This window comes from Nonomuraea sp. NPDC050451 (assembly GCF_044458585.1).
Genome location: NZ_JBITHZ010000004.1, coordinates 367,013 through 386,090, shown reverse-complemented (window position 1 = coordinate 386,090; position 19,078 = coordinate 367,013). Strand labels below are relative to the sequence as shown.

The 19,078-nt window shown below is 71.3% G+C and carries 16 protein-coding genes; 8 read left to right on the top strand and 8 right to left on the bottom strand.

The features are described 5' to 3' along the window. Positions 1 to 25: 25 nt before the first annotated feature. Positions 26 to 1,732 (bottom strand): 2-isopropylmalate synthase, encoded by a 1,707-nt coding sequence (leuA, locus tag ACIBI9_RS16790; RefSeq protein ID WP_397222975.1) that lies wholly within the window; start codon positions 1,730 to 1,732, stop codon positions 26 to 28. Positions 1,733 to 1,923: 191 nt separating this feature from the next. Beyond that, a complete protein-coding gene (ddaH, locus tag ACIBI9_RS16785) occupies positions 1,924 to 2,670 on the bottom strand; it encodes a dimethylargininase (protein WP_397222974.1) in 747 nt (248 codons plus the stop codon). Positions 2,671 to 3,198: 528 nt separating this feature from the next. On the opposite strand from ddaH, the gene ACIBI9_RS16780 reads away from it, so the two are divergent. From ACIBI9_RS16780 to ACIBI9_RS16755, 6 genes are all read left to right on the top strand, one after another. After that, a complete protein-coding gene (locus tag ACIBI9_RS16780) occupies positions 3,199 to 3,444 on the top strand; it encodes a DUF2630 family protein (RefSeq protein WP_397222972.1) in 246 nt (81 codons plus the stop codon). Positions 3,445 to 3,486: 42 nt separating this feature from the next. Then, on the top strand, positions 3,487 to 4,461 hold the full coding sequence (locus ACIBI9_RS16775; RefSeq protein WP_397222971.1) for a GNAT family N-acetyltransferase: 975 nt from the start codon (positions 3,487 to 3,489) through the stop codon (positions 4,459 to 4,461). Between the two features lie 34 nt (positions 4,462 to 4,495). Then, the gene (locus tag ACIBI9_RS16770) at positions 4,496 to 6,613 is read left to right on the top strand and encodes a glycoside hydrolase family 6 protein (protein ID WP_397222969.1); all 2,118 of its coding nucleotides are present in this window, start codon (positions 4,496 to 4,498) and stop codon (positions 6,611 to 6,613) included. A 137-nt stretch (positions 6,614 to 6,750) separates the two neighbouring features. After that, complete coding sequence (locus ACIBI9_RS16765) at positions 6,751 to 8,064, top strand: MFS transporter (protein WP_397222968.1); 1,314 nt, start codon at positions 6,751 to 6,753, stop codon at positions 8,062 to 8,064. A 9-nt stretch (positions 8,065 to 8,073) separates the two neighbouring features. After that, positions 8,074 to 8,739, top strand: coding sequence for a response regulator transcription factor (locus ACIBI9_RS16760; protein ID WP_192791128.1), 666 nt, complete (start codon positions 8,074 to 8,076; stop codon positions 8,737 to 8,739). Further along, entirely contained in the window at positions 8,736 to 10,064 is a 1,329-nt protein-coding gene (locus ACIBI9_RS16755; RefSeq protein WP_397222967.1) for an ATP-binding protein, read from the top strand. The genes ACIBI9_RS16760 and ACIBI9_RS16755 overlap by 4 nt, the downstream gene beginning before the upstream one ends. Here ACIBI9_RS16755 and ACIBI9_RS16750 read toward each other — a convergent pair. Beyond that, entirely contained in the window at positions 10,055 to 10,960 is a 906-nt protein-coding gene (locus ACIBI9_RS16750; RefSeq protein WP_397222966.1) for a TAXI family TRAP transporter solute-binding subunit, read from the bottom strand. The two genes, ACIBI9_RS16755 and ACIBI9_RS16750, sit on opposite strands and share 10 nt — an antisense overlap. Here ACIBI9_RS16750 and ACIBI9_RS16745 point away from each other — a divergent pair. Both ACIBI9_RS16745 and ACIBI9_RS16740 read left to right on the top strand, forming a co-directional pair. Beyond that, positions 10,959 to 11,711, top strand: coding sequence for a Mut7-C RNAse domain-containing protein (locus tag ACIBI9_RS16745; RefSeq protein WP_397222965.1), 753 nt, complete (start codon positions 10,959 to 10,961; stop codon positions 11,709 to 11,711). The two genes, ACIBI9_RS16750 and ACIBI9_RS16745, sit on opposite strands and share 2 nt — an antisense overlap. 144 nt (positions 11,712 to 11,855) lie before the next feature. Next, positions 11,856 to 14,426 (top strand): BTAD domain-containing putative transcriptional regulator, encoded by a 2,571-nt coding sequence (locus ACIBI9_RS16740; protein ID WP_397222964.1) that lies wholly within the window; start codon positions 11,856 to 11,858, stop codon positions 14,424 to 14,426. Here ACIBI9_RS16740 and urtE read toward each other — a convergent pair. From urtE to urtA, 5 genes are read right to left on the bottom strand one after another with little or no spacing between them, the layout of a single operon-like run. Beyond that, positions 14,423 to 15,112 carry an urea ABC transporter ATP-binding subunit UrtE gene (gene urtE, locus ACIBI9_RS16735; protein WP_397222963.1) on the bottom strand — a complete coding sequence of 230 codons (690 nt, stop codon included), beginning with the start codon at positions 15,110 to 15,112 and terminating at the stop codon, positions 14,423 to 14,425. The genes ACIBI9_RS16740 and urtE overlap by 4 nt on opposite strands. Further along, the gene (urtD, locus tag ACIBI9_RS16730) at positions 15,090 to 15,839 is read right to left on the bottom strand and encodes an urea ABC transporter ATP-binding protein UrtD (protein WP_397222962.1); all 750 of its coding nucleotides are present in this window, start codon (positions 15,837 to 15,839) and stop codon (positions 15,090 to 15,092) included. Before urtD ends, urtE begins: the two co-directional genes overlap by 23 nt. Beyond that, positions 15,823 to 16,842, bottom strand: coding sequence for an urea ABC transporter permease subunit UrtC (urtC, locus tag ACIBI9_RS16725; protein ID WP_397222961.1), 1,020 nt, complete (start codon positions 16,840 to 16,842; stop codon positions 15,823 to 15,825). The genes urtD and urtC overlap by 17 nt, the downstream gene beginning before the upstream one ends. Next, positions 16,839 to 17,687 (bottom strand): urea ABC transporter permease subunit UrtB, encoded by an 849-nt coding sequence (gene urtB / locus ACIBI9_RS16720; protein ID WP_397222960.1) that lies wholly within the window; start codon positions 17,685 to 17,687, stop codon positions 16,839 to 16,841. The genes urtC and urtB overlap by 4 nt, the downstream gene beginning before the upstream one ends. After that, the gene (urtA, locus tag ACIBI9_RS16715) at positions 17,687 to 18,895 is read right to left on the bottom strand and encodes an urea ABC transporter substrate-binding protein (protein ID WP_397222959.1); all 1,209 of its coding nucleotides are present in this window, start codon (positions 18,893 to 18,895) and stop codon (positions 17,687 to 17,689) included. Before urtA ends, urtB begins: the two co-directional genes overlap by 1 nt. Between the last annotated feature and the right edge of the window lie 183 nt (positions 18,896 to 19,078).

The following is a 19,078-nucleotide window of genomic DNA, read 5'->3' as shown; positions in this document are numbered from 1 at the left end:
GCCGTGCCGAGTGAATCGGGTGCGGTCAGCGCGCGGCGCGGTTGACCGCGGAGATGATGGCCTTGAGCGAGGCCGTCGTGGTGTTGGCGTCGACGCCGACGCCCCACAGCACCTGGCCGTCGACCTCGCACTCCAGGTAGGAGGCGGCCTTGGCGTCGGTGCCGGCGCTCATCGCGTGCTCCACGTAGTCGAGCACGCGCACCTGGATGCCGACCCCCGCCAGGGCGTCGATGAAGGCCGAGATCGGGCCGTTGCCCGCGCCCGCGATCTCGCGGATCTCCCCGTCGATCCGGACGTCGGCGCCGATGCGGTCCTTGTCGTCCACCGTGGACTCGTGGCGGTGGGCCATCAGGCTGAGGCGGCCCCAGCGGTTGGCCGGGTTGGGCAGGTATTCGTCGCGGAAGATCTCGTACATCGCGGTGGGGCTGATCTCGCCGCCCTCGCTGTCGGTGCGGGCCTGCACCACCTTGGAGAACTCGATCTGCAGCCGGCGCGGCAGGTCGAGCTGGTGGTCGGCCTTCATGATGTACGCGACGCCGCCCTTGCCCGACTGGCTGTTGACGCGGATGACGGCCTCGTAGGTGCGGCCGATGTCCTTCGGGTCGATCGGCAGGTACGGCACCGCCCAGGTGAACTCGTCGACCGGCACGCCCGCCGTGGCCGCGTCCCGCTCGAGGTGCTCGAAGCCCTTCTTGATGGCGTCCTGGTGGGAGCCGGAGAAGGCGGTGTAGACCAGCTCGCCGCCCCACGGGTGGCGCGGGTGCACGGGCAGCTGGTTGCAGTATTCGGTGATCCGGCGGATCTCGTCGATGTCACTGAAGTCGATCTCGGGGTCGACGCCCTGGGAGAACAGGTTCATGCCCAGGGTGACCAGGCAGACGTTGCCGGTGCGCTCGCCGTTGCCGAACAGGCAGCCCTCGATGCGGTCGGCGCCCGCCATGTAGCCCAGCTCGGCGGCGGCCACGGCGCTGCCGCGGTCGTTGTGCGGGTGCAGCGACAGGATGATCGAGTCGCGGTGCTTGAGGTTGCGGTGCATCCACTCGATCTGGTCGGCATAGATGTTGGGGGTGGCCATCTCGACCGTGGCCGGCAGGTTGACGATGACCTTGCGGTCGGGGGTGGGCTGCCACACGTCGTTGACCGCGTCGCACACCTCGACGGCGTATTCGAGCTCGGTGCCGGTGAACGACTCGGGAGAGTACTGGAAGTAGACGTCGACGTCGGTCGCGTCGGCGAGCTTCTTGACCAGCTTGGCGCCCTCGACGGCGATGGCGGTGATGCCGTCCTTGTCCAGGCCGAACACGACGCGGCGCTGGAGGGTGGAGGTCGAGTTGTACAGGTGGACGATGGCCTGCTTGGCGCCCTCGATCGCCTCGAAGGTGCGCTCGATCAGCTCCGGCCTGGCCTGGGTCAGCACCTGGATGACCACGTCCTCGGGGATGCGGTCCTCTTCGATGATCTGGCGGATGAAGTCGAAGTCGGTCTGCGAGGCGGCCGGGAAGCCGACCTCGATCTCCTTGTAGCCCATGCGTACGAGCAGCTCGAACATCTGCAGCTTGCGATGGGAGTCCATCGGGTCGATCAGGGCCTGGTTGCCGTCCCGCAGGTCCACCGCGCACCAGCGGGGCGCCTTGGTGATGACCTTGTCGGGCCAGGTGCGGTCGGTCAGGCGGATGGGTTCGTACGCCTGATAGCGCTGGATCGGCATGGGGCTGGGCTGCTGAGCGGTCATGTCTGCTGGCTCCTCGTCGGTCGAAAGAAAGCGGCCGACGCGCATGACGGGCTCCGCGGCGAGGGAGCCGGCCTCAGAGGCCCCCGCCGCGGCAGCTAAGAAGCAGTCCGCGCAGCATGCCATGCACGTTACCAGACGTCTCGCGATGCACTGCCCCGGATCTCAGATCCTGAGAAGGCGGCGAGTCGCCGTCAGTCCGGGACGAGGACGCTGAGGCAGGTCACGCATCCTTCCAGCCGCTCGAACTCCGAAATATCTACCTTCGTCACGATAAATCCGCGTTTTTCGAGCATTGCGGCGGTCTGGGGCGCCGAGGCGGCCATCAGCACATGGTCCCCGCCCAGCAGCACCACGTGCGCGCCCGACTCCTCCTGCGGCGCGAGCACCCCCGGCAGGTCCACGTGGCGCGGGTCGCCGATGAGCGTCCCGTCGGGCAGGGCGGTCACCGCCGACTTCAAGTGCAGCACGCCGGTCATGCCCACGGGCACCACCTCGCGCTCCGGCAGCAGGCCCGCGAGCTGCGCGATCCCCTCGTCGTTGGTGCGCGCCGACCTCCCGACGTACACGGTGGGCCCGACCTGCAGCACGTCACCCCCGTCGAGCGTGCCGGGCGGCACGATCCTGACCGCCTTGAGCCCCAGCTCCCGCACGGCCGCGGCCACCGACTCCACCTCGGGCCGCCGCTCCGGCGCCCCCGGCCTGGTCAGTACGGCGAGCCGCCCCGACACCACCACCGCGTCCTCCACGAACGGCGCATCGGGCAGCTCATCGGCGTCGGGCGCGTACGTGACCCGCCACCCTGCGGCGGCCAGCGCGCCCACGTAGGCGTCGTGCTGGTGACGCGCCCGTTCCGGGTCCACCGGCTCACGCTGGATGTGAGTGACGATGCCCTCGGCGATCCGGGGGCCGGGTTTCCTGACGAGCGCTAGGCCGGGCATGGCCGTGTTCTATCACGCACCCCCACCCACTCCACCCAACCCCCCACCCTCCACCCCAAACCCCGCCCAACTACTCACCCCGCCCCCAACACCCCGCACCGCCCAGCAACCCACCGCACTGCCCAGGACCCCAGCGCGCCGCCCGACACCCCACCGCGCCGCCCGCACCAAGCCACCGCACCCAGCACCCCCGCCACCGACCTCCGCCACCGGGCCCTCTGCACCAGGCACTCGCCACCGGGCCTCTCGCCACCGCGCCTCCGCCAACGGGTCCCCACCCCGCGCTCCGACCAACGGACTCCCGCTACCGCGCCTCCGCCACCGGACCGCGCCGCCGAACCTGCGCTGTCGGGCCTGCCTGCCGCCCACCCCTCACCGCCGCCGGACCTCCCACCACCGGCTCCCTCGCCGCCGGGCCTCCCCCATCGGAGGCGTGCCTCCTCCCCTCCCCCAAGGACCTCAGCCGGAGCGCGGCGGGAACGGGCCCGGGGCGGGAGGCCAGTCCGGAGCGGTGACTAGAGTTCAGGCATGCGGGACGACGAAATTCTCACCAGGATCAGTGCTCTGGTCGACGAGGAGCACGAGCTGCGCAACAGGCTGACCCAAGGCGAGGTGACCACGGACGAGGAGCAGGAGCGCATCAAGCAGTTGGAGACGGCGCTCGACCAGTGCTGGGACCTGCTCAGGCAGCGCCGGGCCAGGCGGAGCGCGGGCGAGGACCCCGACAACGCCGCCGCCCGCCCGACCAACGAGGTGGAGAACTACCGCCAGTAAATTCGCTCGCCCCGGCCGTCGTCCGTGCGATTTGCTGGGCACATGTGGATCCAGCCCATCGACCTCGACCGGCCGGGCGACCTGGTCACGGGTCTGCACGAGGTGTACACGGCGGCCTACTCCGACGACCCGGGCCCTCTGATGTCGCTCGCCCACTTCCGCCACGACATCGCCAGGCACTCGCCCGGCGACCGGGCCGAGCTGTGGGCCGTCGTCGAGGGCGGTGAGGTCGTCGGCGGCTACGGCCTGTCGCTCTCCCAGCTCGACAACAGGCACATGGGCTGGCTCTTCCCCCTCGTCGTGCGCCCGGAGCGGCGCGGCCGGGGGCTGGGCTCGGCGTTGTTCGAGCATGCGCTGGAGAGGCTGCGCCACCACGGCAGAAGCCTGCTCCTCACGGAGACGCCCACCACCGGCGTGGGCGCCCGCTTCGCGCTCGCCCACGGCATGACCGTCGCGGTCGCCGAGGCCCGCCGCGTGCTGGATCTCCGCAAGGCCGACTGGGACGCCCTGGAACGCATGCTCCCCGCCGTCGAGGGCTACCATCTCGAACGCTGGACCGGCGCCGCGGACCCCGCCCTGATCCCCGACCTCGCGACCCTGATGAACGGCATGAACGACGCCCCACGCGACGCCGGCATCGAGGACTTCGACTTCAGCACCGACCGCATCCGCGACCGCGAGGACGGCATCGAGGACCGCGGCCTCACCAGCTACTCGATGATCGCCCGCCGCGACTCCGACGGGGCCCCGGCCGGATACACGCGTGTCTACCTCGTCGCCGACCGCTCCAACGGCTGGGGACACCAGGCGGACACGACCGTGCTGGCCGGGCACCGGGGCCACCGCCTCGGGCTGCTGCTCAAACTCACCAACCTGCTCTGGCTCCGCGAGCACGAGCCCCACCTGGAGCGGATCATCACCTGGAACGCCACCTCCAACGCCCACATGCTGGCCATCAACGAGGCCATGGGCTTCGAGCTCCTCGACGAATGGAACGAGTGGCGGCTCGAGCTGTAGGCCGTTCGGAGGCGGAAGGCTAACCTGATCCTTTATGACCTTGGAGGCGTTGAGGGACGGGGATCCGCGCCAGGTGGGGCCGTACACGCTCCTGGTTCGGCTGGGCGAGGGCGGCATGGGCGTCGTCTACCTGGGCCAGGCAGCGGACGGCACGCAAGTGGCGGTCAAGCTCATCCGCGCCAGGATGGACGCGCACGCGGACTTCAGGCGCCGCTTCGCCCGCGAGGTGGCCGCCGCCAAGCGGGTGGCCCGCTTCTGCACCGCTCCCGTCCTGGACGCCGACGTCGAGGGGGACGTGGCGTATCTGGTCACCGAGTACGTCGAGGGCCCCAGCCTGGGGGACGCCGTCCGCGAGTCGGGACCGTTGAAGGGCTCGGCGCTGGACGGCCTGGCCGCCGCGATGGCCATGGCCCTGCGCGCCATCCACGGGGCGGGGGTCGTGCACCGCGATCTCAAGCCGTCGAACGTGCTGCTCTCCCAGGTGGGGCCCAAGGTCATCGACTTCGGCATCGCGCAGCTCATGGACGCGGAGATGAGCAGCGCGATCGTGGGGACGCCGTCGTACATGTCGCCCGAGCAGGTGTCGGGCGCCACCATCGGCCCGGCCTCGGACATCTTCTCGTGGGGCTGTACGGTCGCCTACGCCGCGAGCGGCAAACCGCCGTTCGGCTCGGGCTCGGTCCCCACGATCCTCCTGCGCATCATCAACGAAGCCCCGGAGCTGCACGGCCTCTCGGGCCCGCTGCGCGACCTGGTGCTCGCCTCGCTGACGAAGAGCCCGCGCGAACGCCCGACGGCCCAGGACCTGATGGACCGCCTGAGCGCGGCGAACCTTGGCGTGGCTCCAGGCGGCACTCCGCTCCCGAGGCCCGGCGCGGGAACGGACGTAGGCGGGACTCCCGCGCCCACCGGCAGCACGGGCACAGGCCCAGGCGCCCCAGCAGCGCCGACGGGCGGAACGGACGCGACCGTGCCGGGCAACCGGAGGAAGGTGCTCGCCGCAGCCGCGGCCGTCGTCGTGGCCGTTGCGGGCGCGTCCGTGGCCGTCGCCTGGCGCACCCTGGGCACCTCGTCGAGCGCCCGCACCCCCGCCGTGTCCACCACCGCCCAAGCCGCCCACCCGAACACCCAGGCCAAGCCCCAGAACCCGCTCAGAGCCCCAGGAAAGATCACGTTCTACTCCCCACCGGAGCCGGCCGCCACCCGCCAGGCCGAGGAGTGGAAGAAGGACCGCCCCCGGGACGCCGAGCTCATGAGCAAGCTGGCCGCCGTCCCCCACGCCGTCCGGCTCAACGAGCCCGAGGTCAGACAGAAGGTCGACGACACCGTCACAGGGGCCCAGCAGGAAGGAGGGGTCCCGGTGTTCCTGATCAACTACCTGCCGGGCAGCGAGTGCCGCCCGGCGACCGCCGCCGAACTGGCGACGTACCAGGAGTGGATCAAGGGCATAGCGAGCACGATAGGCCAGGCCAAGGCGGCGGTGATCCTCGAACCGGGCGCCACGGTCAAGGTCCCCGGCGTCAAGGACTGCGACCCGCAGGGCTCGGTGGAGCAGCGCTACAAGGACCTCCGCCAGGCCGTCCAGACCCTCAAGTCCAACCCGAACACGGCCGTCTATCTCGACGGCAGCCAGGACCTCTACCCGGGCACCGCGCTCATGGCCGAGCGGCTGATCAGGGCGGGCATCGACCGGGCGGACGGCTTCTTCCTCAACACGGCGGCCTTCCAGCCCACGGAGAAGAGCGTCGCGTACGGCAAGGCGCTCTCGGCCTGCATCAGCGTCCAGCGGGCCACGGGCGCCAAGGACTGCCCGTTGGACGGGAAGGCGGACCCGGCGACCATGCCCCACTTCATCGTCGACACCGCCAGGAACGGCCAGGGCTCGTGGCGCCCGACGAAGAAGTACCCCGACCCGCAGACGTGGTGCAACCCGCCGGGCCGGGGAGCCGGCTCCAGGCCCACGACCGACACGGGTGAGGAGCTGGTGGACGCCTACCTGTGGATCGCGCGGGCGGGCTCGTCCAGCGGCCGGTGCAGGCGCGGGGAGGGCGGGGAGAAGGACCCCGAGCGCGGCGTCGTGTCCCCGGAGGCCGGCCTGTGGTGGCCGGATCTGGCGCTGGAGAGGGCCGAGAAGGCCAACCCGCCATTGTGATGGGCCGAGGCGAGCCCGAGATTGCGCCCATGTTAAGCGGACGTTAGATCTCGGCCACCTGCCCTTGTCCGAACATCCTTCTGCGGAGAGGCTCTGACCTGCACCTACTCCCCCCAGGCTCCACACAGGAGGTCTCCGTGAGCAAGGCACGCGTGCCCTGGAAGGCAGTGATCGGCGGCTCCGTCGGCAATCTGGTCGAGTGGTACGACTGGTTCGTCTACACCAGCTTCGCCCTCTATTTCGCCGCGTCCTTCTTCCCCGAGGGCGACAGCACGGCCAAGTTGCTCAACACGGCGGCCATCTTCGCCGTCGGCTTCTTCATGCGCCCGCTCGGCGGCTGGCTGCTCGGCCGCTACGCCGACAGGAAGGGCCGCAAGGCGGCGCTCACGCTCACCGTCACCCTCATGTCGGCCAGCGCCCTGCTGATCGCCATCGCCCCGACGTACGAGACGGTCGGCTACTTCGGCGCCGTGGTGCTGGTGGTGGCTCGCCTCCTGCAGGGCCTGTCGGTCGGCGGCGAGTACGCGGCCAGCGCCACGTACCTCACCGAGGCCACCCCGCGCGGCCGGCGCGGCTTCGCCTCGAGCTTCCAGTACGTCTCCATGACCGCCGGCCAGCTCATCGGCCTCGGCCTGCAGATCATCCTGCAGAACACGATGTCCACGGAGGCCCTCAACTCCTACGGCTGGCGCATCCCGTTCGTGATCGGCGCCCTGGGCGCCGCGGTCGTGTTCTACCTGCGCCGCAACCTCCTGGAGACGGAGGCGTACGACGAGGAGGAGCGCGACGTCGAGCACCAGAGCCGCGGCACGATCAAGCAGCTGCTCACCCACAAGAAGGAAGCGCTGCTGGTCATCGCCCTGACCATGGGCGGCACGGTCGCGTACTACACCTACACCACGTACCTCACCAAATACCTTTCCATCACCGCCGGCCTGCCCAAGGAGACGGCCACGCTGGTGAGCTTCTGCGCGCTGTTCATCTTCATGTGCCTGCAGCCGCTGGCCGGTGGGCTGTCGGACCGGATCGGGCGGCGGCCGCTGCTGATCACGTTCGGGATCGGGTCGATGCTGGGCACGGTGCCGCTGATGACGGCGCTCGGCGGGGTCACCGGGTTCGCCGGCGGGCTCGTGCTCTCCTTGATCGGCCTGATCATCATCACCGGCTACACCTCGATCAACGCGGTCGTGAAGGCCGAGCTGTTCCCGACGAACGTGCGCGCGCTCGGCGTCGCCCTCCCCTACGCCATCGCGAACGCCCTGTTCGGCGGCACCGCCGAGTACGTGGCACTGTGGTTCAAGAACAACAAGATCGAGTCCGGCTTCTTCTGGTACGTCTCCGCCTGCGCCGCCGTGTCGCTCGTGGTCTACCTCACCATGCGCGAGACCAGGGACGCCGCCCTCTCCCGCGCCGAGCAGGCATCGGAGGATGCGGTCCCGGCCCGCATCTAACCTGGGCACATGCGAGTTCTCCTGGTCGAGGACGACGATCGGCTCGCGTCCGCGCTCACCACGGCCCTCGCCCGGCACGGCCATCAGGTCACCCGTGCCGGGCTGGCCGTCGACGCCCTCCGCCTGGCGGGGGGCGTCGATTTCGTCCTGCTCGACCTGGGCCTGCCCGACATGGACGGCCTCGACGTGCTGCGCCGCCTGCGCCGGGTGTCGGCGGTGCCGCTCATCGTGGTCACGGCCCGCACGGAGGAGCGCGAGGTGCTGCGCGGGCTGCGGTCCGGGGCCGACGACTACCTGGTCAAGCCGTTCCGCACGGTGGAGCTGATGGCCCGCATGGAGGCGGTGGTGCGGCGCGGCACCAGGCCCATGCCGGCCCGCGACGACGTGGTGAGCGTCGGCGACGTCCGCATCGACCTGGAGTCCAGGCAGGTCACGGTGGCCGGCGAGCCGGTGACGCTGACGAGGCGGGAGTTCGACGTGCTGGCGATGCTGGCGCGCGAGCCCGGCGTGGTGCGCGGCCGGGAGGAGATCCTCGACGAGGTCTGGGGCGACCCGCTGCTGTCGGCGTCCCGCTCGCTCGACGTGCACGTGGCCAACCTGCGCTCCAAGACCGGCCGCCCGGGGCTGGTGGAGACGCTGCGCGGCACCGGCTACCGGCTGGGCTCGACGGCGTGAACTCCCGGCTGGTGGTCACGTTCACCACGCTGATCGTCTTCCTGATCGCGGCGCTGGCCGTGCCGCTGGGCCTCGCCTACGCCTCCCACCGTACGAACCGCCTGCTCCTCGACCGCCGCGCCGACGCCACCCGCTTCGCGGAGCTGGCCGACCAGGCGGCCAGGGAGGACGACCGCTCGGGGCTGATCGCCGAGATCGACCGCTACGCCGACCTCTACGGGGCGGCGGTGCGCGTACGCGACCGCGACGGCTCCGTCCTGGCCACCGCGGGCCGCTTCGACGCCGACGACCGGGAGGCCACCCGCCTGGCGCTGTCCGGCCGCACGACGGAGGAGCTTCCCACGATCAGCCCGTTCGGACCGGCCACGGTGCTGCTGGCCGAGCCCGCGGGCCGGGACGCGCAGCTGTCCGGCGTGGTGCTGCTGGAGGCCCCCACCGACCGGGCCAGGCAGGACGTGTCGCTGGTGTGGGGCGCGCTGCTGGTCGGCGCGCTGGTGGCCCTGGGTTACTCGGCGCTGGCGGCCAGGCGGCTGGCCCGCTGGATCCTGCGGCCCGTCACCGAGCTCGACCGCACCACGCGGGCCATCGCGCAGGGCAGGCTCGACGCGCGGGCGCATCCCGGTGCCGGGCCCTCCGAGCTGCGGCGGCTGGAGGAGCGCTTCAACGCCATGGCCGACGCGGTCTCCAGCGCGATGGAACGGCAGCGGGCGTTCGTGGCGGACGCCTCCCACGAGCTGCGCACCCCGCTCACGGTGCTCGGGTTGCGGCTGGAGAACCTGGAGCCGCATCTGCGGGGCGAGGGCACGGCCGAGTTCGAGGAGGCGATGGCGGAGCTGGACCGGCTGGCGCTGCTGGTGGAGGACCTGCTGGCGCTGGCGAAGGTGGAGGCGGGCGCGGGCGTCGAGGGCAAGGAGATCCCGCTGGCGCCCCGGCTGGGGACGTGGCGGGAGGTGTACGCGGCCAAGGGCGTCCACCTCGTAACCGAAATTTCGGAAATGTCGGTCGTGCCCGAGGCGGCGGCCAGGGTCGCGGACATCGCGCTCGACAACGCCCAGAAGTTCGTGCCCGAGGGCGGCACCGTCACGGTCACCCTGGAGGACGGGGTGCTGCGGATCGCGGACGACGGGCCCGGGCTCGGCGAGGAGGAGCGCGCGGAGGCTCTGGGGCGGTTCTGGCGGTCCGGGGCCCACGCGAACGTGCCTGGCAGCGGCCTGGGCCTGGCCATCGCCTCCGAGCTGGCCAGGGCGTGCGGGGCCACGCTGGCGCTCCTGCCCGCCGTACCGCACGGTCTGGTCGTGGAGCTGCGCCTGAGGGCTCAGCCGTAGGCGGAGCGGTAATAGCGGGCGGCGCCCGGGTGGAGCGGGACGACGCCGGTGCCGATGGCGTAGCGCATGTCGAGCCGCCCGCCCGGCGCCGACGGGGCCTGGAGGCGGTCGCGGGCGCCGAAGAGGGTCTCGGTGATCGAGTACGCCAGATCGTCCGGGAGCGTGGCCCGGCACATCAGGTAGCTGGGGGTGCCGATGGTCGGCACCGGCCGGCCGCTGCCGTACACGCCGGCGGGCACCAGCCCGTGCTCGTAGAGCGGGCCGAACCGGCGGCGCAGAACCGTCACCAGCGGCTCCAGCGGCACGAGCTCGATGTCCCCCAGCTCGGTCAGGACCGGCGTGGGCACCCCGCCCGACCAGAAGAACGCCTCGATCTCCCCGTAGCGCAACGCCTTGACCGACTCGTCCAGGCCCAGCCTGCTGACCTCGGCGGGCTTGGCCAGCTCGGCCACGGCCAGCACGCGGGTCGCGGTCACGGCGGTGCCCGAGCCCTCCAGCCCGATGGAGACCGCCCGCCCCGCCAGGTCCTTGACCGCCGCGATGCCGGAGCCCCGCCGCACCACCAGGTGGACGTAGTTCATGTACACCCTGGCCAGCGCGGACACCGGCTGGTGCCGCACCCTGACGGCGTCGTCGGCGCTGTCGGCCAGCGCGAACGCCACGTCGGCCCGCCCGTCGGTCATCATCGTCAGGTTCTGCACACTGGCCGCGGTCTTCATCACCCGCACCGTGAGCCCGTCCTGCCGCAGCTCCCGCGCGAGCCCGTCGCCCAGTTGCTCGTAGATCCCGCCTGTCACGCCGGTCGCCAGCCGCAACTCGGCCCGCTCGCCGTCGGCTGCCGAGCACCCGGCCGCCAGCGCGGCGAGCCCGAGGAAGGCGCGGCGAGATATCGGCATGAAATTACGTTATCCGGTCCACCAGAATGGACATGTGAGCGAACGGGACGCACGCCTACTCATCGCCTCAGAGCTGACGATGTTCCTGCCGGTGAGCCGGCGCCAGGAGCGGCAGCGGGTGACGCTGGACGGCACCTCGACGCTGGGCCACCACGTCGAGTCGCTCGGCATCCCGCTGACAGAGGTGGGGCCGATGGTCGCCGGCGGCCGCGGGGTGCCGCCGTCGTACCAGCTCGCGGCCGGAGACGTGGTGGAGGTCCACCCGGTCCCCCGCCCGCAGCCGCTGCCGGAGGAGCCGCGGTTCCTGCTGGACGTGCACCTGGGCACGCTGGCGCGGCGGCTGCGGCTGCTCGGCATTGACGCGGCCTACCACAACGACATGGACGACCCCTCGCTGGTGGTGCAGGCCAACGAGGAGCGCCGGGTGCTGCTCACGCAGGACCGCGGCCTGCTGCGCCGTCGCGCGCTGTGGCTGGGCGCGTACGTACGCGGCTCCCGCCCCGCCGACCAGCTCCGCGACCTGCTCGAACGCTTCACCCCGCCGCTGCGCCCCTGGACGCGCTGCACGGCGTGCAACGGCGAGCTCCAGCCGGTCGCCAAGCAGGAGATCGCACCGCTGCTGGAGGCGGGCACGGAGCGCAACTACGACGCGTACGGGCGGTGCGGCGAGTGCGGCCAGGTCTACTGGCGCGGCGCGCACAGCGACCACCTGGAGGAGATCGTCAGGTCGGCCCGCGCCTGGACCGCCTAAGGGCAGAGGGCGAACGCCGGCCGGCCGCTCCCACCCGGCTCGAGCCGCTGGAGGCCGTCGAGGGCACCTGGACGACGTGAGGGAGTGAGAGCAGCCATCAGTTGTGCCATCCTGATCAACGTCTCCTCCCCCAAGGAAGGTCGCGTGGATTTTCGCATCATGGGGCCGCTCGAGGTGCTCGACGGCGACGGGCAGGACCGCACTCCCACCGTGCCGAAGCACCGCGACCTGCTGGCGATGTTCCTGCTGAACGCCGGGCGCCCGCTCAAGGTCGAGCGGCTGCGCAGGCTGCTGTGGCCGCGCGAGGACGGCGACCGCTCCGACTCGCTGGTGCGCGGCTACGTCGGGCAGCTCCGCCAGCTCGTCGGGAAAGACGTGATCACGACCGTGGCGGGCTCGTACGTGCTGACCCTGGGCGACGGGCAGCTCGACGTCGACCGGTTCCGGCTGCTGGTGGGCAAGGGGGCCTACGAGGAGGCCCTGGGCCTGTGGCGGGGCGAGGTCCTGGAGGACGTCGACCCCGAGGGCGAGCGGTGGGTCGAGACGCGCCGGCTGCGCGAGGAGCTGGAGGAGCTGCGACTACTGGCGCTGGAGCGCAGGGTGCAGGCCGACCTTGACGCCGGCAAGCACCGCGAATTGCTCGCCGAGCTGCGCCGGCTGACCAGGCAGCATCCGACGTGGCAGCGCTTCCGCGGCCAGTACATGCTGGCCCTCTACCGCAGCGGCCGCCGCGTGGACGCGCTGGCGGCGTACGCGGTGCTGCGTGACCAGCTCGACGGCGGGCACGCGATCGAGCCCGACTCCGAGCTGCAGCTGCTCTACCACCGCATGCTGTACGACGACGTGTCGCTGCACGTCTCGGCGGGCCCGCCGGTGCTGCTGCCGCCCGACGTGACCGGCTTCACCGGCCGGGGCGAGCTGCTCGACGAGGTGGTGGGCGGCCACGTCGTGGTGCACGGGCAGGCGGGCGCGGGCAAGTCGGCGCTGGCCGTGCACGCGGCCTGGCGGGAGCGGGAGAGCTTCCCCGACGGCATCCTGTACGCCGACCTGCGCGAGACGACGGCCCCGTCGGCCGTGCTGGAGGACTTCCTGCGCTGGCTGGGCTGCCCGGCCCAGGCCATCCCGGCCTCGCCCGAGCAGCGGGAAAGGCTCTTCCGCACCTACACTGCCAACCGCAGGCTGCTGGTGCTGCTCGACAACGCCTCGGGCGAGGCGCAGGTGCGGCCGCTGCTGACCTCGTGCCCGACGATCGTGACCAGCCGGTCCTCGCTCGGCGGCCTGACGGGCGCGCGGCGGCTGTCGGTGGGCGTGCTGGGCGACGGCGAGGCGATCGACCTGCTGGTGAGCAGCTCGGGCCGGTCGGCCGACGACGCCATGCGCCGGCTGGCCCGCTTCTGCGGCGGCCTGCCGCTCGCGCTGCGCATCGCCGGCTCCCGGCTGGCCGCCCGGCCGGAGTGGACCGTCGATTACCTGGTGGGCCTCCTGGAGGACGAGCACGAGCGGCTCGACCGGCTGCACGCGGGCGACCAGGCGGTGCGTAGTGTGTTCGCGATCGGCTTCGACGGGTTGCCCGAGTCCGCCCGGTTGACGCTGCGGGGGCTCGGCGCGCTGTCGGCCCCCGACTTCGCCGACTGGGTGACCGAGCAGCTCGGCGGGCAGGCCGAGGCGCTGGTGGACGCGGGCCTGCTGGAGACGCACGGCGTGGACGTGGCGGGCCAGGTCCGCTACCGGCTGCACGACCTGACCAGGCTCTTCGCCCGCGAGCAGCCCGTGCCGGGCGTGCTGGGGCGGCTGTCGGAGGTGGTGCTGGCCAGGGTGCGGGCCTCGCGGTTTTCGCTGGTGTCGGGCGATCCGGCCACGGCCGTGGCCACCAGGGACATCAAGGAGTCGGTCGAGTGGCTGGCGGCCGAGCGGGCGTTCCTGGTGAGCCTGGTCGCCGACCTGCACGCGGCGGGGCTCGACGAGGGGTGCTGGCGGCTGGCGCACCTGCTGGCTCCTTACCTGGAGCGCCACCGGTTCCTGGACGACTGGCGGGCGGTGGCCACGTGGGCGCTGGAGTCGGCGCGGCGCTCGGGCGACGACCGGGGCGAGGCGCTGATCCTGCTGGACCAGGGCGACCTGCACCTGGCCGAGCGGGAGTGGGAGCTCGCGCACGAGCGGCTGCGGCTGGCGCTGGCCATGTTCCTGCGGCAGGGCCGGGCCCGCGAGGTGAACCACACCAGGCGCCGGCTCGGCCGCGTGCACCTGGGGCAGGCGCGCCTGGAGGACGCCGAGCGGGCCCTGCGCACCTGCCTGGAGGGCGCGGACAACCAGCGGGACGCCGCCGACGCCGAGCACGTGCTCGGCGTCGTGCTGCGCCGCGCGGGGCGGCTCGACGAGGCCGCCGAGCACTTGCGAGCCGCCGTCGAGCACCTGGAGGAGCTGGGCGACCGGCACCGGCAGGCCGACACGCTGCTCGACCTGTCCGCGGCGCACCTGGCGCAGGCCGCCAAGGCGGACGCCAGGGCCGCCGCCGAGCAGGCGAGGGGCATCGCCGTACGCCTCGGCGACCGGCTGCTGGACGCGCACGCCCTGCTGGCCCTGGCCAGGGTGAACCGGGCCGAGGGCGCGGCGGGGCGGGCGCGGGAGCTGGCCGGGGCGGCGCTGGAGGTGTTCGAGGAAACCGGCGACCGCCAGGGCGCCGCCAACGCCCGCGCCCTGCTGGCCCAGGGTTAGACCGCGAGCAGGCGGCGGACGTCCTCCCGGTGCAGCTCCTCGGCGGCCCCGGTGCGCACGACGTGCCCGCCGTCGAGGATGACGAACGTGTCGGCCAGCCGCAGCGCGATGTCCAGATACTGCTCCACGAGCAGCACGGCCAGCCCGGAGGCGTGCAGCCGCTCGATGGCCGCCTCGATCTCGAGGATGATCGAGGGCTGGATGCCCTCGGTCGGCTCGTCGAGTATGAGCATCCTGGGCCTGGTGACCAGGGCGCGGGCCATGGCGAGCTGCTGCTGCTGGCCGCCCGACAGGTGGCCGGCGCTCCGTTTGAGCAGCGGCCTGAGCGCGGGGAACACGTCCAGGGCCTCGTCTATGGCCTCCCTGGTCACCTTGGCGGCCTCCATGGTGACCAGCAGGTTGCCCAGGACCGAGAGCTGGGGGAAGCACTGGTGGCCCTGGGGGACGTACCCCATGCCGAGCCTGACCCGCTCGTGCGGTTTCAGCCTGGTGACGTCACGGCCGTCGAACGTGACCGTGCCGGCCGTCGCCGGGAGCACGCCCATGACGGTGTTGAGCAGCGTGGTCTTGCCGACGCCGTTGCGACCCATGACGCACACGAGCTGCCCCGGCCCGACCTCCAGCGAGACCCCGAACAGTACGCGTGCCCTCCCGTACCCCGACTCAAGGCCGGTCACCGACAGCATCGCTGGCCCTCCTCCCCAGGTAGACCTCCTGGACGCGGGGGTCGGCGCTGACCTCGTCGACCGACCCCTCCACGAGCACCCTGCCCTCGTGCAGCACGGTCACCGTCGACGCGTGCCGCCGCAGGAACTCCATGTCGTGCTCCACCACGATCACCGTGTGGTCGTCGGCGATCTGGGTGAGCAGCTCCCCTGTGCGCTCCCGTTCGTCGCTGGACATGCCCGCCACCGGCTCGTCCAGGAGCAGCAGCCGGGGTCGCTGCGCCAGCAGCATGCCGATCTCCAGCCACTGGCGCTGGCCGTGCGAGAGAACTCCGGCCGAACGTTCGGCGAGATCTTCGAGTCCGGTCCTGGCCAGCGCCTCCTCGACGGCCTCCGACACGCCCTTGCGCCGCCTGGCCAGCGACCAGAGCGGCCTGCGGAAGCTGGCCGCGAGATCGAGGTTCTCGACCACGGTCAGCGCCTCGAACACGACCGACGTCTGGAACGTACGGCCGACCCCCAGCCGGACGATCTGGTGCTCCTTCCTGCCGACCAGGTCGTGCTCGCCGAACCGCACACTGCCCGCCGCCGGCCTGGTGAGCCCGGTGATCACGTCGATCAGCGTGGTCTTGCCCGCGCCGTTGGGCCCGATCAGGAAGCGCAGCTCGCCCTCGGGCACGGTCAGGTCCACGCCGTCGAGCGCCCGGAAGCCGTCGAACACGACCTGGACGTCACGTAGTTCGAGCACGCCGCCACCTCCCCAGCAGCCCCACGATCCCCTTCGGGGCGAGCGTCATGACCAGGATGAACAGCGCGCCCTGCAGGTAGAGCCAGCCGTCGGCGAACTGCTCGCTGAACGCCGTCTTGGCGTAGCCCATGACGACCGCGCCGAGCACCGCCCCGGCCAGCGCGTGCCGCCCGCCGACCGCGACCGCGACGACCAGCTCCAGCGAGGGCACGACGCCGAGCAGCGCGGGCGAGATGATGCCGACCACCGGCACGAACAGCGCGCCCGCCAGCCCCGCCATGCCCGCCGAGGCGGCGAAGGTGACGGTCTTGACCAGGGCCGGGTCGTAGCCGAGGAAGCGCACCCGGTCCTCGCCGTCCCTGACCGCGACGAGGAGCCGGCCGTAGCGGCTGTTCACGAGCTGCCGGGTGGCGAGGTAGAGGATCCCGAGTACGACCGCCACCACGATGTAGAGCGTCCGCTGCGTGGAGTCCTCGGCCAGGTCCTGGCCGAACAGCTCGAAGAAGTTCGTCATGCCGTTGGTGCCGCCGGTCAGGCCCTGCTGGCCGACGAGCAGGATGACCAGGGCGGCGGCCAGCGCCTGGGTGAGGATCGCGAAGTACGCGCCCCGTACCCGCTGCCTGAACACCAGCGCGCCCAGGAGCAGCGCGATCGCCACGGGTCCGAGCAAGGCCATGGCGAGGGCGAATATCGGGTTGGCGAACGGCGCCCACAGCGCGGGCAGCCGCTCCACCCCGCTCCACACCATGAAGTCGGGCAGCCCGCCGCCGGCCTCGGTGAGCTTGAGGTACATCGCCATGGCGTAGCCGCCGAGCCCGAAGAAGACGCCCTGGCCGAGGGTGAGCATGCCGCCCTGCCCCCAGGCCAGCCCGATCCCGAGCGCGACGATCGCGTAGCACAGGTATTTCGCCAGCAGCCCCAGCCGGAACGGCTCCAGCAGCAGCGGGGCCGCCACCAGGGCGATCACGGCCACGGTCGCGAACGGCAGATTTCTCCTGATCATGTGAGGACCCTCGACCGCAGCACGAACATGCCCTGCGGGCGCACCTGCAGGAACGCGATGATCACGGCGAACACGATGACCTTCGCCAGGGAGGCGTCCGACCAGAACTCGGCGTAGGAGTTCAGCAGCCCCAGCCCGATGGCGGCCAGCACGGCGCCGCGCAGCTGCCCGAGCCCGCCCGCCACGACGACGAGGAACGCGTCCACGATGTAGTACGTGCCGAGCGCCGGCCCGACGGGCCCGATCAGCGTCAGCGCCACCCCGGCCACGCCCGCCAGCCCGGACCCGATGAAGAACGTCAGCATGTCCACCCGGCCGGTGTCGATGCCGCTGGTCGCGGCGAGCTGCCGGTTCTGCACGACGGCCTGGGTCCGGCGGCCGAGCCCGGTGCGGTTGAGGTAGAGCCAGACCGCCACCACGCCGGCGATCGCGAGCCCCATGATGAACAGCCGGTTGTAGGGCAGGATGCCCACCCCGCCCGCGAGCCAGGAGGGGGCGGGCACCTGCACGTTCGGCGCGCCGAACAGGTCGCGGGCGAGCTGCTGCAGCACCAGGCTGACGCCCCAGGTGAGCAGCAGCGTGTCCAGCGGGCGGCCGTAGAAGTGCCTGACGGCGGCCCGTTCCAGGATCAGCCCCATGAGGCCCGCCACCAGGAACGCCGCGGGCAGCGCGAGCACGAGGTCCTGCAGCAGGAACGCGGTGTACGCGCCCGCCATGATGAACTCGCCGTGCGCCATGTTGATCACGCCCATCTGCCCGAACGTGAACGTCAGCCCGAGCGCGATGAGCAGCAGCACCGCCCCGATGGACAGGCCGATGGGGAGCTGGTTGAGGAAGGCCGGCATCACTGTCCCGCCGCCAGGCCGGAGGCCCAGGAGTAGCCCTTGAGGTACGGGTCCGGCTTGATCGGCTTGCCGGAGTCCCACACCTGCTTGATCAGGCCATCGGGCTGGATGATGCCGATGCGGGCGGTCTTGTACATGTGCTGGTTCTCGCCGTCGATGGTGACCAGGCCCTCGGGGCGTTCGAGCGCGATGCCGGGCGCGGCCTTCTTGACCGCCTCGACCTCGGTGCTGCCGGCCTTCTTGACGGCCTCGGCCCACAGGTAGACCGCGTTGTAGCCGGCTTCCATGGGGTCGGAGGTGACCTTGTTCTGCCCGTACTTGGCCTTGTACGCCTTGACGAACGCGTCGTTGGCCGGGGTGTCGGTGGTCTGGTAGTAGTTCCAGGCGACCGGCTGGCCCACGATGTTGTCCACGCCGATGCCGGTGACCTCCTCCTCGGCGATGCTCACCGACAGCACCGGCATGCTGTCGGCGGACGAGCCCGCGCTCTTGAGCTGCTTGAAGAAGGCCACGTTGCTGTCGCCGTTCAGGGTGTTGAAGACGGCGTCCGGCTTGGCCTGCATGACCTTGTTGACCAGCGTGGAGTATTCGGTGTGGCCGAGCGGCGTGTACTCCTCGCCGAGGATCTCCATCCCGTTCGCCGCCGCGTACGCCTTGATGATCTTGTTCGCGGTCCGCGGGAAGACATAGTCGCTGCCCACCAGGAACAGCTTCTTCTTGCCCTGCTCCTTGAGGTAGTCGAGGCCGGGGATGATCTGCTGGTTGGTGGTGGCGCCCGTGTAGAAGATGTACGGCGAGCTCTCCAGCCCCTCGTACTGCACCGGATACCAGAGCAGGGCCTTGTAGCGCTCGAAGACCGGCAGCATGGCCTTCCTGCTGGCCGAGGTCCAGCCGCCGAAGACGGTGGCGACCTTGTCCTGCCTGATCAGCTTGGTGGCCTTCTCCGCGAACGTGGGCCAGTCGGAGGCGCCGTCCTCCACCACGGGGACGAGCTGCTTGCCGAGCACGCCGCCGGCCTTGTTGATCTCTTCGATGGCCAGCAGTTCGGCGTCGCGGACGGTGACCTCGCTGATCGCCATCGTGCCGCTGAGGGAGTGGAGGAGCCCTACCTTGATCTCTTTCGACTCGGTGGCGGGTTTCGCGTCAGATCCGCAGGCCGCGAGGGCTAACACCAAGGCGGTGGAGACAATCGGACGGGAGATGCGCACAGCCGTTCCTTCCTGCCGACCGATACTGCGAGAAAGGTGACTCCGCGAGATTTCCCGAGTAGATCACGATTGTTAAGACGCGTTTGCCGAATGTTCACAAATGCACTAAATCCGAAATATGAGGATTGAGTCGCAGCGCGAAACCAACACGACATGCCCCGGCAACAGCCACGAAACCGCCGG

Excerpts from the sequence above, each read along its gene's own strand:
- ACIBI9_RS16745 (WP_397222965.1), top strand. The coding sequence starts at position 10,959 with ATGAAATTACGTTATCCGGTCCACCAGAATGGACATGTGAGCGAACGG.
- ACIBI9_RS16760 (WP_192791128.1), top strand. The coding sequence starts at position 8,074 with ATGCGAGTTCTCCTGGTCGAGGACGACGATCGGCTCGCGTCCGCGCTC.
- urtE (WP_397222963.1), bottom strand. The coding sequence starts at position 15,112 with ATGCTGTCGGTGACCGGCCTTGAGTCGGGGTACGGGAGGGCACGCGTA.
- ACIBI9_RS16780 (WP_397222972.1), top strand. The coding sequence starts at position 3,199 with ATGCGGGACGACGAAATTCTCACCAGGATCAGTGCTCTGGTCGACGAG.
- ACIBI9_RS16750 (WP_397222966.1), bottom strand. The coding sequence starts at position 10,960 with ATGCCGATATCTCGCCGCGCCTTCCTCGGGCTCGCCGCGCTGGCGGCC.
- urtB (WP_397222960.1), bottom strand. The coding sequence starts at position 17,687 with ATGCCGGCCTTCCTCAACCAGCTCCCCATCGGCCTGTCCATCGGGGCG.
- ddaH (WP_397222974.1), bottom strand. The coding sequence starts at position 2,670 with ATGCCCGGCCTAGCGCTCGTCAGGAAACCCGGCCCCCGGATCGCCGAG.
- urtC (WP_397222961.1), bottom strand. The coding sequence starts at position 16,842 with ATGATCAGGAGAAATCTGCCGTTCGCGACCGTGGCCGTGATCGCCCTG.
- ACIBI9_RS16770 (WP_397222969.1), top strand. The coding sequence starts at position 4,496 with ATGACCTTGGAGGCGTTGAGGGACGGGGATCCGCGCCAGGTGGGGCCG.
- ACIBI9_RS16775 (WP_397222971.1), top strand. The coding sequence starts at position 3,487 with ATGTGGATCCAGCCCATCGACCTCGACCGGCCGGGCGACCTGGTCACG.
- leuA (WP_397222975.1), bottom strand. The coding sequence starts at position 1,732 with ATGACCGCTCAGCAGCCCAGCCCCATGCCGATCCAGCGCTATCAGGCG.